The sequence below is a fragment of the Agrobacterium sp. ST15.13.013 genome (assembly GCF_027956525.1).
Taxonomy (GTDB): Bacteria; Pseudomonadota; Alphaproteobacteria; order Rhizobiales; family Rhizobiaceae; genus Agrobacterium; species Agrobacterium salinitolerans.
Window position 1 is genome coordinate 1 of the sequence record NZ_JAQKGP010000021.1, and the last position, 13620, is coordinate 13620.

At 58.9% G+C, this 13620-nt stretch carries 13 protein-coding genes; 10 read left to right on the forward strand and 3 right to left on the reverse strand.

The window, feature by feature from the left end; all coding sequences use genetic code 11:
* The coding region (locus tag PL597_RS19395) for a porin (RefSeq protein ID WP_271366031.1) at positions 1–490 on the forward strand (490 nt) is incomplete at its 5' end.
* Positions 491–634: 144 nt separating this feature from the next.
* On the opposite strand, the gene PL597_RS19400 is transcribed toward PL597_RS19395, so the two are convergent.
* Positions 635–2707 (reverse strand): lytic transglycosylase domain-containing protein, encoded by a 2073-nt coding sequence (locus PL597_RS19400; protein ID WP_271366032.1) that lies wholly within the window; start codon positions 2705–2707, stop codon positions 635–637.
* A 362-nt stretch (positions 2708–3069) separates the two neighbouring features.
* On the opposite strand from PL597_RS19400, the gene dapA reads away from it, so the two are divergent.
* Entirely contained in the window at positions 3070–3954 is an 885-nt protein-coding gene (gene dapA / locus PL597_RS19405) for a 4-hydroxy-tetrahydrodipicolinate synthase (protein WP_077982991.1), read from the forward strand.
* A gap of 161 nt (positions 3955–4115) precedes the next feature.
* Positions 4116–4598 (forward strand): SsrA-binding protein SmpB, encoded by a 483-nt coding sequence (gene smpB, locus PL597_RS19410; RefSeq protein WP_077982615.1) that lies wholly within the window; start codon positions 4116–4118, stop codon positions 4596–4598.
* A 337-nt stretch (positions 4599–4935) separates the two neighbouring features.
* Here smpB and PL597_RS19415 read toward each other — a convergent pair whose 3' ends face one another.
* Together PL597_RS19415 and PL597_RS19420 are read right to left on the reverse strand one after the other, a co-directional pair.
* Positions 4936–6435, reverse strand: a complete 1500-nt coding sequence (locus PL597_RS19415; RefSeq protein ID WP_142912494.1) for a methyl-accepting chemotaxis protein — start codon at positions 6433–6435, stop codon at positions 4936–4938.
* Between the two features lie 214 nt (positions 6436–6649).
* On the reverse strand, positions 6650–7219 hold the full coding sequence (locus tag PL597_RS19420; RefSeq protein ID WP_004440903.1) for a LabA-like NYN domain-containing protein: 570 nt from the start codon (positions 7217–7219) through the stop codon (positions 6650–6652).
* A 392-nt stretch (positions 7220–7611) separates the two neighbouring features.
* Here PL597_RS19420 and rpoZ point away from each other — a divergent pair, with 392 nt between their 5' ends.
* From rpoZ to rnc, 7 genes are all read left to right on the forward strand, one after another.
* Positions 7612–8001 (forward strand): DNA-directed RNA polymerase subunit omega, encoded by a 390-nt coding sequence (rpoZ, locus tag PL597_RS19425; RefSeq protein WP_077982613.1) that lies wholly within the window; start codon positions 7612–7614, stop codon positions 7999–8001.
* 132 nt (positions 8002–8133) lie between these two features.
* Positions 8134–10368: a RelA/SpoT family protein gene (locus PL597_RS19430; protein WP_173988536.1), complete on the forward strand. Its 2235-nt coding sequence runs from the start codon at positions 8134–8136 to the stop codon at positions 10366–10368.
* 197 nt (positions 10369–10565) lie between these two features.
* The gene (locus tag PL597_RS19435) at positions 10566–10712 is read left to right on the forward strand and encodes a hypothetical protein (RefSeq protein WP_003496944.1); all 147 of its coding nucleotides are present in this window, start codon (positions 10566–10568) and stop codon (positions 10710–10712) included.
* A gap of 242 nt (positions 10713–10954) precedes the next feature.
* The gene (locus PL597_RS19440) at positions 10955–11533 is read left to right on the forward strand and encodes a DUF2062 domain-containing protein (protein WP_142912495.1); all 579 of its coding nucleotides are present in this window, start codon (positions 10955–10957) and stop codon (positions 11531–11533) included.
* On the forward strand, positions 11530–11934 hold the full coding sequence (acpS, locus tag PL597_RS19445; protein WP_077982611.1) for a holo-ACP synthase: 405 nt from the start codon (positions 11530–11532) through the stop codon (positions 11932–11934). The genes PL597_RS19440 and acpS overlap by 4 nt, the downstream gene beginning before the upstream one ends.
* A gap of 206 nt (positions 11935–12140) precedes the next feature.
* Entirely contained in the window at positions 12141–12887 is a 747-nt protein-coding gene (gene lepB / locus PL597_RS19450; protein ID WP_080791042.1) for a signal peptidase I, read from the forward strand.
* Complete coding sequence (gene rnc / locus PL597_RS19455; protein WP_077982609.1) at positions 12884–13603, forward strand: ribonuclease III; 720 nt, start codon at positions 12884–12886, stop codon at positions 13601–13603. Before lepB ends, rnc begins: the two co-directional genes overlap by 4 nt.
* The last annotated feature ends 17 nt before the right edge of the window (positions 13604–13620 follow it).

The window sequence follows — 13620 nt, forward strand, 5'->3', positions numbered from 1 at the left end:
TATCGGTGCGAAGCTCGGCGCTGCATCGCTGCAGTTCATCGGTGGCTACGACGTAGACCAGGAAGAAGGCGCTCTCCGCCTCATCGCTACGGCTGACATCGGCCCCGGCACGCTTGGTCTTGCTGGTGTTTGGGCTTCTGGCGTAAACGCTTACTACGCTGAATCCGAGTGGGCAGTTGCTGCTGAATACGCAATCAAGGCAACTGAAAAACTGACGATTACGCCTGCATTCCAATATTCTGGTAATGTTGCTGCGAAGGGCTCTTCTGCTGCATTCGCTGCCGCTGGCGCCCCCATTGTTGGCGGTGCTGCTGGTACGACGTACTACGTTGTTAACGACTGGTCGAACGATGATGCTTGGACTGCAGGTGTTACCGTTGATTACCAGATCACACAGGGTCTGGCCGCGAAAGTTACTGCCAATTACACCGACACCGACAACGCACCGGAAGAATGGACTGGTTTCGTTCGCCTTCAGCGTTCGTTCTAATCTGATCTGACATAGTCAGTGATGGAAACCCCGGCAGAAATGCCGGGGTTTTTTGTTTGAGTGCGGTCAGTCCATTAAACAAAAAAGCACCGGGCCTGCCGGTGCTTCGATAGTTTGACAGCGATCAACCGATGTGCCGGGTTTCTATCCCGCCCGCCCATGGCGCAGGTCGTCAACGATATCGGCCTGTTGCCCGAGCCTCGTCTTGTAGACCTGATAATTCTCCATCACCCGCTGCACGTAATTGCGGGTTTCGGGGAAGGGGATGCGCTCGATCCAGTCAATCACCTCGTCGATTGGCTTGCCGCGCGGGTCGCCATAGCGGGCGATCCATTCCGGCACGCGCTTGGGCCCGGCATTATAGGCGATGAAGGTGAGGATATAGGAGCCGCCGAAACTGTCGATCTGCTCGCCGAGATAATGTGCGCCGAGCGTGGCGTTATAACCCGCATCGGTGGTCAGTCGCGCCTGGATGTAGGGCAGGCCATGCCGTCCGGCCACGCCCTTGGCTGTTCCGGGCAGCAGTTGCAAGAGGCCGCGCGCATTGGCGGCGGAGACGGCGGCCGGGTTGAAGGCGCTTTCCTGCCGGGCGATGGCATAGGCAAGCGCCTTGCCGGAGCCGGCAATATTGGCGCTGGCGGGAATGACGCCGAGCGGATAGGCGAGTGCGGCCGCATCGATGCCGCGGCTGAAGGCGGTCTTGCCGATCTGTAGCGAAACCTGATGGTTGCCGTTGCCTTCCGCCCGTGCTGCAAGAATGGCAAGTTCGCCGGGGCTGTCGAGCTGTTCGGCGAGCGAGCGGTAAAGGCTGTCGGCACGCCAGCCGTAACCCGCCGCCTCCAGCCGGTCGATGGCGCGCACGGCTTCGCGGCCGGCGAAACGTTCGCGGTCGCCACTGCTGGGGCTTGGATAGGTGACGTTCAGTGTCTTCGTACCTATCCGCGCGGCGGCGAGCTGGCCGTAAAACGTGCCGGGATGCGCGGCGGCTTTTTCGAAATAGTCACGGGCATTCCCCGGTCCGCCCGCTTCCGCCGCCCGTCCGAGCCAATAATAGGCGCGCGAGGCCGAAAGCGGCCGGTTCGACGTCTGCAACAACGTATTGAAATGGCGAGAGGCTGCCGCCGGATCGCGCAGCGCCCTCAGCGCATACCAGCCGGCATGGAATTCTGCATCGGCAATATCGACGGCTGAAGTGGCCGAATGATTGGCGACGATGCGATAGGCTTCGGCAAAATCACCCAGATCGGCAAGGCCGCGGGCGACGATACGGCGTTCGTTCCACCATTCGCCGGGGTTGACGAGTCTGGCCGTTTCCTTCGGCGCCTGCCGCAGCAGCACGGCGGCTTCCGGATATTTCTGCTGATTGCGCAGGTTCTCGATGCGCGCGAAGAGATAGGTCGGATCGTTGCGCCAGGAGGCGTCGACCTTGCCCAGCAACGCCGTGGCATTGACGGATCGCTGTAGCACCGCCGCCCAGGCATTATAAAGCGACTGCGTCTTGCCGAGATCCCCGAAACGCTTGGCCTGGCTGATGCGGCTGCGATACATCAGATAATCCATACGCGCCTTGTGATCGGCCGGCGTCAGATAGGTGGGAAACTCGGCAAGCACACGGTCTTCCATGTCCTTGTCCATGCCTTCGCTGACCCAGAGCTGGCGAATGAGGCGCTGCGATTCGTCTGTTTTACCGGAGGAGGCGAGCGCCTTGGCAAGCACGACGGTTCCTTCCGCGGTTTCCGGCCGGCTGCTACCGAAGGCTGAAAGCACCTGCGCGGCCGGCGGATCTTCCCTGTAAAGCGCCTTTTCGGAATTGGCCCGCAGGGTGGCGGCACCGGGCCAGCCGGCCAGTTCGCGCTGGGCAGTAGCAATCTCGGCTGATGGCACATCCTTCTGGCCGGAGACGGCAATTGCCCAGGAGAGAATATGCCGGTCGAGGCTGCCGCTCGGCATGGTGTTGCGCAGCGCGATTGCCCTGGCCGCATCGCGGCTGGACAGCGCGTCGAGGCCGGCCTTCAGCTGGCTGGTATCATCGGGGCGGGTAAGGCGCGGTATGGCGCCGGTGATCTCGGGCGAGGCCGGCATGAAGGCCGGAACAGCAGGCGCGTTCGGCTTGACATAGGGAAGCGGCACCGCACCTTCCGGCAGCGGCCCGGCCAGTGCGTTCCAAACGGTTGCGGCAAGACCCGCCGCCATCAATCCCCAGACTGTCTTTTTCATGCCGTTCTTCATTGTGTAAAGGAGTTGCCGATTTTCCTGTAATATCGCTTCATTGCAGCAGGATTGCCGAAAACGGTCTGATGTCCCACACCGGAATCTTGAGATTTCAGCCTTAATGAAATCTTAATAACCGCCCCGCGATTCAATCAACTTTTATTCACCGGCCCGCGAGCGATGTCTCTTTTCGGCGCCGGCTTTTTGCACTTGCCGGTCATGGTCCGGAGACTGTCACACTTCCGACAATTTCGGACAAAATACGGTGCCTTTGCGCTTGTCGGCGTCAAGGGCTGGCTCTAATGTGTGCCGGTTTTAACCATCGAATGCGGCCGAAGCATGAACCGGCTCGGCGCCAGGAGCTTTGCATGTTCAAGGGATCAATTCCCGCCCTCATTACCCCGTTCACGGACAATGGCGCCGTGGACGAACAGGCATTTGCCGCCCATGTGGAATGGCAGATCGCCGAAGGCAGCAGCGGACTTGTGCCCGTGGGCACGACAGGGGAATCTCCAACCCTCTCCCACGACGAACACAAACGGGTCGTCGAGCTGTGCATCGAGGTGGCGGCGAAACGGGTTCCGGTCATTGCGGGCGCAGGCTCCAACAATACCGATGAAGCAATCGAGCTTGCGCTGCACGCGCAGGAGGCCGGTGCGGATGCGCTGCTGGTCGTCACACCCTATTATAACAAGCCGACGCAGAAGGGCCTGTTCGCCCATTTCTCGGCAGTCGCCGAAGCCGTGAAACTGCCGATCGTCATCTACAATATCCCGCCGCGCTCGGTGGTGGACATGTCGCCGGAAACCATGGGTGCGCTGGTCAAGGCGCATAAGAACATCATTGGCGTCAAGGACGCGACCGGCAAGATCGACCGCGTTTCCGAGCAGCGCATTTCCTGCGGCAAGGACTTCATCCAGCTTTCGGGCGAGGATGGCACGGCGCTCGGCTTCAACGCCCATGGCGGCGTCGGTTGCATTTCGGTCTCCGCCAATGTCGCGCCGCGCCTCTGTTCGGAATTCCAGGCGGCAATGCTCGCCGGCGATTATGCCAAGGCGCTGGAATATCAGGATCGCCTGATGCCGCTGCACAAGGCGATCTTCATGGAGCCCGGCGTCTGCGGCACCAAATATGCGCTGTCGAAGACGCGCGGCGGCAATCGCCGGGTCCGCTCGCCCTTGATGAGCACGCTGGAACCGGCAACGGAAGCGGCCATCGATGCGGCGCTGAAGCATGCCGGCCTGATGAACTGAGGCAGGCCCGAAAGCGTTTAAGGCGCGCCATGAACCGCTTCGCGACAGAAGCCGTTCGGCGCGCCTTTTCTTTTCGCGACGACAACATTAAATAGGGGTTCGAAAACCGCTCTCGGCGGTAAGCCGAAGGCGCAATAAGAAAAACAAGGGATTGAAATATCATGGCCCCCAAAGGCAGCCAGCGCGTGGTGAACAAGATCGTTGCGGAAAACCGCAAGGCTCGTTTTAACTATGAAATCATCGATACCTATGAGGCGGGGCTGGTGCTGACCGGCACCGAGGTCAAGTCGCTGCGCGAAGGCAAGGCGAATATCGCCGAATCCTACGCGTCGGACGAGGGCGATGAAATCTGGCTCATCAATTCCCACCTGCCGGAATATCTGCAGGCCAACCGCTTCAACCACGAGCCGCGCCGCCGCCGCAAGCTGCTTTTGAACAAGCGTGAGATCAACCGTCTGCGCGCCGGCATCAACCGTGAAGGCATGACGCTGGTACCGTTGAAGGTCTATTTCAACGACAAGGGTCGCGCCAAGCTGGAACTGGCGCTCGCCAAGGGCAAGAAGCTGCACGACAAGCGCGAGACCGAAAAGGAACGCGACTGGAACCGGCAGAAGTCGCGGTTGCTGAAGGGCGGCAACGCCTGAACCGGTTTGGCCGGACAGGGGATTTGCCGCCTTTCGCGACATGTACCTCCGTCCGAACTTGATCCGGCATCCAGACGGCGCGTCTGGAATGGCGTCATTAGTTTGATGGCGAATGTTGCCAGACACTTCGACGTCATCCTCGGGCTTGTCCCGAGGATCTAAACACGTAAACAAAATCAATGCGTTGCAGATCCTCGGGACAAGCCCGAGGATGACGTCGAGAGGATTTTCGCCCTTCGCCCTCGACTTCGATGCAAACGCAGTCCGTCCAGAGATTTAAACGGGACAGCAGTGGCTTCAGGCGGGGATGAAGAGGTGGATGTGGCCGTGTCGCCTCTCAAGCAGCCCGATACGTCCGCTCCACATGCGCCCGCGTTGCAGAAACGCTGAACCGGCTGACAAGCGCCGCCAGATTGGCGCTGACATCGCTCAGATTATGCGTCGCCGCATTCGTCTCTTCCACCATGGCCGCATTCTTCTGGGTCAGGTTGTCCATGCTGTTGATGGCGGCGTTGATTTCCTGAATGCCGACGGACTGCTCCTGCGCCGCCTTTGTCAGCGAGACGATATGTTCCTGAATATGATCGACCTTGTTGCCGATGGTATTGAGGGACTCGCCCGTCTTGTTGACCAGCGAAACGCCCTGCATCACATCGTCGGAAGATTTGGCGATCAGCGTCTTGATTTCCTTGGCGGCGTTGGCGGAGCGTTGTGCGAGTTCGCGCACCTCCTGGGCGACAACGGCGAAGCCCTTGCCGGCCTCACCGGCGCGTGCAGCCTCCACGCCGGCATTCAGCGCCAGAAGATTGGTCTGGAACGAAATCTCGTCGATGACGGAAATGATCTGGGTGATCTTTTGCGACGATTCCTCGATGGCGCCCATCGCTTTCACCGCGTCCGTCACCACATCGCGTGAGCGCGCGGCCTCAACGGCCGAGCTTTCCACAATGGCCTTGGCCTCTTCGGAACGCTGCGCCGACAATTTGGAAATGGTGGTGATTTCCTCGACGGCGGCGGCGGTTTCCTCAAGGGCGGCGGCCTGCTGTTCCGTGCGGCGGGCCATGTCATCGGTCGCGGAAGTCAGTTCACGGGTATTGCTGGAAATCTTGTTTGCTTCCTCGACGATCTGCGCAAAGGCGCCGGAGAGATTGCCGACCGCGGCGTTGAAGTTGGCGATCAGCCCCTCGAACTGCGGTGCGGTCTTTTCGCCGATGCTGGAAGTGAGGTCGCCGTTTGCCAGCTTGTTGAGGGCATTGTTGAGCAGTTCGAGAACGTGATCCTGCTCCCTCTTCATCTGCGCCTGCTCGGCCTCGACCTTTTGCCGCTCGCTGGCAAGCACGTCGAGATAGACGGAGATCGAATAATCCATGTCGAGAAGGGCGGCCTTGATGGTGGCGGAGAGGGCGTCCTTCACCTTTTTGGCCTTCTTCTCCATGAAAAGGCCCTTCAATTCGGACTCGATCACGGCCTTGACGATGCCATCAAGCATCAGCGCGTAGCCACCGATATACCACCTCGGCTCCAGCCCCAGTCTTGCATGGGTGCGGCCGATGGCGGTTACGGCATCGGTATAATCCGCATTGAATGTACCGGAGGCTATCCTCTCCCAGTGCTTGAGCTGCATGCCCTTGGCGTGCTGGATATGGGCCTCGCTGGAGAAGAACTTCGCAGTCTCCGGCACCGAGCGGGCCTTGGCGTAAAAGCGATCGAGGGACGCATCGAGGGAGCCGGTAATGACGCCCTTCATGTCTGAAAGATTTTGCCGCTCACCGTGGCCAAGCCCCAGAAAATTCAGTCGTTCATCAAGTTGTCGGTCGGTTTTTGCTTGGCCGTGCATGTCTAGTCATCCTGCTTTGACACCCCAAATCACGTAACTGGTGTCTTTGCGTGATTTAGACACGTCTAAAATTAACCAAGATATAATTTCGACTGACCGGATTTGATGTTTGTTAAGTTTAAAAGGAATTTTACCTTGGGCGATCAGCGCAAAACAAAAAAGGCGCCCGTTTTTCAACGGACGCCTTTAAAAGTCTGCGGTGTCTAAACCAGGGTCAAACCGTCTCCGGACCCTCTGCGTGCCGGGCGGGGCGCTCGTTCGGGTCGCGCCCGATCTCGGCCTTCAGCGTCATCAGATCGATGAAGTGATCGGCCTGTCGGCGCAAGTCGTCGGCGATCATCGCAGGCTGCGTGGCCATGGTGGAAACCACCGAAACCTTGCGGCCCTTGCGCTGCAGCGCATCCACCAGCGTGGTGAAATCGCCGTCGCCGGAGAAGAGCACCAGGTGATCGACCGTCTCGGACTGTTCCATGGCATCGACTGCGAGTTCGATATCCATGTTGCCCTTGATCTTGCGGCGGCCGAGTGCGTCGGTGAATTCCTTCGCCGGCTTTGTCACGACCTTGTAGCCGTTATAATCCAGCCAGTCGATCAGCGGGCGGATCGAGGAATATTCCTGATCCTCGATGAGCGCCGTATAATAATAGGCGCGCAGCAGGTATCCGCGCTTTTGAAACGCCTTCAGGAGCTTGCGGTAGTCGATATCGAATCCCAGGCTTTTCGATGCTGCATAAAGATTGGCCCCGTCTATGAAGAGCGCAATTTTCTCCCGTGGATCGAACATTCCATCCCATTCCTTTTCTTGGAAAGGCCATTATCTGGCTTTTATATCCGGTCGATGACGCAAAAAAACATGTCGTATCAACGCGCTTTGCGTGTCGCCGTTGCGTTTTAAGTAAGCTACCTTCCCCCTTATTCCAAGACAATTCTTCTAGACATTTTGCTCATCAGACGCCAAACATGGGCGATATGGTGCCAAAAGACGCCAAAGACAGGAAAAACTTGAATTCCGCGGCCAATGGCTGTATCGGAGGCTGGAAAGCGTCGTCGCGAGAAATCTTGAATGTTTTTCGCAAGGCACGAAGCGCAGATTCAATAGGTTAGAGTACCCCTTGTGCACCCCGAACATCGCACGGCGCTCTGATCCACGACATTACGACCCGCAAAGGACAGGCAATGGCCCGCGTCACAGTTGAAGATTGCATTGATAAAGTAGACAACCGTTTCGAGCTGGTGCTTCTCGCCAGCCACCGTGCGCGCCAGATTTCTCAAGGGTCTTCCATCACGGTTGACCGCGACAACGACAAGAACCCGGTTGTTGCGCTGCGCGAAATCGCTGACGAGACACTGTCTCCCGACGATCTGAAGGAAGACCTGATCCACTCGCTGCAGAAGCACGTGGAAGTGGACGAGCCCGAGCCCGATCCGGTCACGCTCGCCGCCTCCGCTGCCGAGGGCGAAGACGACGACCAGCCGGAAACCGTCACTTTCGACCAGATGTCGGAAGAAGAACTGCTGGCCGGTATCGAAGGCCTTGTGCCGCCGGAAAAAAACGACGATTATTGATCCGGTTTTATGATGCCTTTGGCAGGCGGCGGTTACTGTCTGTCAATAGTTGCCGTCATAATCTGATCCCTATTGATGCAGCATTGTGCGCCGACCCCAAGGTTGGCGCGCTTTCTTTTTGTGGAATATCGCATGATGCGGCAATACGAACTCGTCGAGCGGGTTCAAAAATATAAACCGGATGCGAATGAGGCCCTGCTCAACAAGGCCTATGTTTACGCGATGCAGAAACATGGCCAGCAGAAGCGGGCCAATGGCGACCCCTATATTTCGCATCCGCTGGAAGTTGCCGCAATCCTCACTGAAATGCATCTCGACGAATCGACCATCGCGGTGGCGCTGCTGCACGATACGATCGAGGACACCACCGCCACCCGCGCAGAAATCGACGAGCTTTTCGGCGAGGATATCGGCCGGCTGGTGGAGGGACTGACCAAGCTCAAGAAGCTCGATCTCGTTACCCGCAAGGCGAAACAGGCCGAAAACCTGCGCAAGCTGCTGCTCGCCATTTCCGACGACGTGCGCGTTCTTCTGGTGAAGCTTGCCGACCGCCTGCATAATATGCGCACCATGGAATATATGCCGGCCGACAAGCGCAGCCGCATTTCCGAAGAAACCATGGAAATCTATGCGCCGCTCGCCGGCCGCATGGGCATGCAGGATATGCGCGACGAGCTGGAGGACCTGTCCTTCCGTTACCTTAACCCTGAAGCCTATGAGACGGTGACCAACCGTCTTCAGGAGCTGGAAACGCGCAATGAAGGGCTGATCAAGAAGATCGAGGACGAGTTGCGCGAGCTTCTCGTGGCAAACGGGCTGGTTGGGGCAGGCGTGAAGGGGCGTCAGAAGAAGCCCTATTCGGTGTTTCGCAAGATGCAGTCGAAGTCGCTCTCCTTCGAGCAGCTTTCCGATGTCTACGGTTTCCGCATTCTGGTGGATGACATTCCCTCTTGCTACCGGGCGTTGGGCATCGTGCATACGCGCTGGCGCGTGGTGCCGGGCCGGTTCAAGGACTATATCTCCACACCGAAGCAGAACGACTACCGTTCCATCCACACCACCATCGTCGGTCCTTCGCGCCAGCGTATCGAGCTGCAGATCCGCACCAAGCGCATGCATGAGATCGCCGAATTCGGCATCGCGGCCCATGCGCTTTACAAGGATGGCGAAAACGGGGAGGGCGATCTGCTCTCGCCGGAATCGAACGCCTATTCCTGGCTGCGCCACACCATCGAATCGCTGGCCGAAGGCGACAGCCCGGAAGAATTCCTCGAGCATACGAAGCTCGAGCTGTTCCAGGATCAGGTGTTCTGCTTCACGCCCAAGGGCAAGCTGATCGCCCTGCCGCGCGGCGCCACCCCCATCGATTTCGCCTATGCGGTGCACACCAATATCGGCGACACCACGGTCGGCGCCAAGATCAACGGGCGGATCATGCCGCTCGTCACCCGCTTGAACAATGGTGACGAGGTGGAGATCATCCGCTCCGGCGTGCAGGTGCCGCCCGCCGCCTGGGAAGAGGTGGTGGTGACCGGCAAGGCGCGTTCTGCCATTCGCCGCGCCACCCGCATGGCCATCCGCAAGCAATATTCCGGCCTCGGTTATCGCATTCTGGAACGTACCTTCGAACGCGCCGGCAAGGCCTTCTCCCGGGATGCGCTGAAGCCCGTGCTGCATCGTCTGGCGCAGAAGGATGTCGAAGATGCCATCGCCGCCGTCGGCCGTGGTGAAGTCTCGTCGCTCGATGTGCTGCGTGCGGTCTATCCGGATTATCAGGATGAGCGTGTGACGGTGAAGATGACCGGCGACGATGGCTGGTTCAACATGCGCAGCGCCTCCGGCATGGTCTTCAAGATACCCGGCAAGTCGCGCTCCGTACTTGAGGACGATGGTGCCGCCGAGATGCTGGATGGGCCGGACCCGCTGCCCATCCGTGGACTTTCCGGCAATGTCGACGTGCATTTCGGTTCCGCCGGCGCCGTACCGGGTGATCGCATCGTCGGCATCATGGAAAATGGCAAGGGCATCACCATCTATCCCATTCAGGCTCCGGCGCTGCAACGCTTCGACGATGAGCCGGAGCGCTGGATCGATGTGCGCTGGGACCTCGATGAGGCGAACAAGTCGCGCTTCATGGCGCGGGTGATGATCAATGCGCTGAACGAACCGGGCACGCTCGCGTCCGTCGCGCAGTCGATCGCGACGCTGGACGTCAATATTCGCGGCCTCAACATGGTGCGCATCGGCACGGATTTCTCCGAGCTGGCGCTGGATGTCGAAGTCTGGGATCTCAGGCAGCTGAACCAGCTTCTGTCGCAGCTCAAGGATCTCGATTGCGTTTCGACCGTAACGCGTGCCTTCGATTGAGGCATTTTTGATCTTTTGTAAGCACTGCAAGGCTGTTGTTATGCGTTGAACGCATGGCAGCGGCCTTTTCCTGTCTCTGGTGGCGGAGGCGGTTTGCGACTATTTTCATCTCAGAAATTGAAGAGAAGGAAATGCGGCGTGCCGGTGGATGAACACCGATGAGAAACGCCAGTTCCAAACCGAAAGGACCGAAAATCATGTTTACTCCGCTTCGCAAGATCGCCCGCGCCGTTCGTGGCAAGACCACCCAGGAACGCGAATTCGAATATCTCAGCGGTTCGGTATCGAATGTCGACCTCGAATTCCGCCAGCGCGAAATCGACCGCGGCCTGTTCCGCCGGTAATGCGCACAGCGCATGGCAGCCCTTCGCCATGCGTTTGGGTCAGCGGGGGCAGTCATATTGGTTGACGTGAAGGCTGACCTTTAGAGACAAGAAGGTGCGCGCGAGAAGCGCGGGCATCCCGGGCTGTGTGGCCATTCCCGCATGGATAGTCGGCGCCGCATGCCCCTGCTGCTTGTGGCGCGCTTCTGAATATGGCCTTATGCCTCTTGGCTCGGCCCGGGCGATGAAATAAACTGCACCCCATGCCGTTTCGCCGCCGTGAACCCGTTGGTTTTTCAGAGAAGATTCGCGACCTGTTTTGGCCGCGCACGGGGTTTTCCCGTTCGCTGCGCTATATGAAGCTGCGTCTGCTCCGGCTTTCCGCGTCTCCGCATTCCGTCGCCGCCGGTGTCGCCATCGGTGTGGCCGTGGCCTGGACACCGTTTCTCGGTGTCCATATCATCATTGCGATGGCGCTCGGTTTTCTGATGCGTGTCAATCTCGTCGCTGCCGCGCTCGGCACCACCTTTGCCAATCCACTGACATTTCCGTTCATCTGGGCATCCACCTGGGAACTGGGGCACTTCATCCTCGGTCGGCAGAAGATCGAAAGCGCAGCGGATGTGGATTTCGTGGCGCTGTTCAGCCATCTCGAATTCCGTCAGATATGGACGCCTGTGCTGGAACCCATGACAATCGGCGCGTTTTTTCCCGCCCTTGTCAGCGCGGTCGTCGCCTATATCGCCGTTTATGGTCTCATCAGCGGTTTCCAGCGGCGCAAGATGGAAAATCTCGCGCATCGCGCCGCCAACAAGAATGCTTCTCTGGAGATGTTGAAATGATCATTGGATTGGGCAGCGACCTGATCGACATCCGCCGCGTTGAAAAATCGATCGAACGTTTCGGCGAGCGCTTCACCCATCGCTGTTTCACCGATATCGAGCGCGCCAAATCCGATGGCCGCAAGAACCGCGCCGCTTCCTATGCCAAGCGTTTCGCCGCCAAGGAAGCCTGTTCCAAGGCGCTGGGGACCGGCCTTGCGAACGGCGTTTTCTGGAAGGATATGGGCGTCGTCAATCTGCCGGGCGGCAAGCCGACCATGGTGTTGACCAATGGGGCAGGGGAAAGGCTGACGGCGCTGCTGCCCGCCGGCCACCGCGCCAATATTCACCTGACGATCACGGATGATTTTCCCTATGCTCAGGCATTTGTGATTATCGAGGCGCTTCCCGTGAACGGGTAAGACCCGGTGAAGCCGCATTGGCGTCCTATTTGCGGACGTGTCACAGAAGCGCTTCCCTTCGGGCTGGAAAGGTTCTAGAGAAGTCGCAGAAATATGAAAGCCTTGCCGGCCGCGTGAGACAGCATCACCCGCCGCAGGCGCGATAAGCAACGGCCCGGGAGCTTCTGAAATCGAAGAAGCCGGGAAACAATCAGGCAGGTCTTTAAGTGTCGGAAAAAGCTGAAAAGAAGCAGAACGCCCTCTGGGAGAACGTCAAGGTCATCATTCAGGCGCTGCTGCTGGCCATGGTCATCCGCACCGTGCTGTTTCAGCCCTTCACGATCCCGTCCGGCTCTATGATGCCGACGCTGCTGGTGGGCGACTATCTTTTCGTCAACAAGTTCTCCTACGGCTATTCGAAATATTCGCTGCCCTTTTCGCCGAACCTGTTTTCGGGCCGTATCCTCGAATTCAGCAAGCCGAAGCGCGGCGATGTCGTGGTCTTCCGCCTGCCGCCCAATCCTGAAGTCGATTACATCAAGCGCCTCGTCGGCTTACCCGGTGATCGCATCCAGGTGACGAACGGCGTGCTGTTCATCAACGGTCAGCCGGTTCCCAAGCAGCCCGACGGCACCTTCACCTCCGATTACCGCGCCGATCCGGGCGCCAATGTGCCTGTCTTTCGCGAAACGCTCGACAATGGCGTCACCTACGATACGCTCGACCAGTCGCCCGACTCGCGCGGCGACAACACCCGCGAATTCGTGGTGCCGGAAGGCCATTATTTCATGATGGGCGACAACAGAGACAATTCGCTCGACAGTCGTTTCGACGTCGGTTTCGTACCGGAAGAAAACCTGATCGGCCGCGCCAGCGTCATCTTCTTCTCGCTGGGCAATGACACGCCGTTCAGCCGCATTTGGGATTGGCCCGCCAACATGCGTTGGGACCGCCTCTTCAAGGTTGTGGAATGAGCAAGACCAAGCCGCTTTCGGCGGACGAGATTTCCCGTCTGGAAGCGTTGATCGGATATGAGTTCAAGGAAAAGGCCCGGCTTGACCGGGCCTTGACCCATGCCAGCGCCCGCTCCGCCGCGGCCGGCAATTACGAGCGGCTGGAATTTTTAGGCGACCGTGTTCTCGGTCTCTGCGTCGCCGAACTGCTGTTCTCCACTTTCCGCAACGCCACCGAAGGCGAGCTTTCGGTTCGTCTGAACCAGCTCGTCAGCGCCGAATCCTGCGCCGCGATCGGCGACGAGATGGGCCTGCACAATTTCATCCGCACCGGTTCGGATGTGAAGAAGCTGACTGGCAAGGCGATGCTCAACGTGCGCGCCGATGTTGTCGAAAGCCTGATCGCCACCATCTATCTGGATGGCGGGCTGGAAGCGTCGCGCAAATTCATTCTGAAATACTGGCAGGGCCGCGCGACAAGCGTGGATGCCGGGCGTCGTGATGCAAAGACCGAATTGCAGGAATGGGCGCATGCCAGATTTGCGACCACGCCCTCCTACCGTATTGACGATCGCTCCGGACCGGATCACGATCCACGCTTTACGGTGACGGTGGAAATTCCCGGCGTGAAGCCGGAAACCGGTGTCGAGCGCTCCAAGCGCGCGGCCGAACAGGTGGCGGCAACGAGATTGCTGGAACGCGAAGGCGTCTGGCAGAAAAGCCCCACCGGAAACTGAGCACCCGACGACAGGGT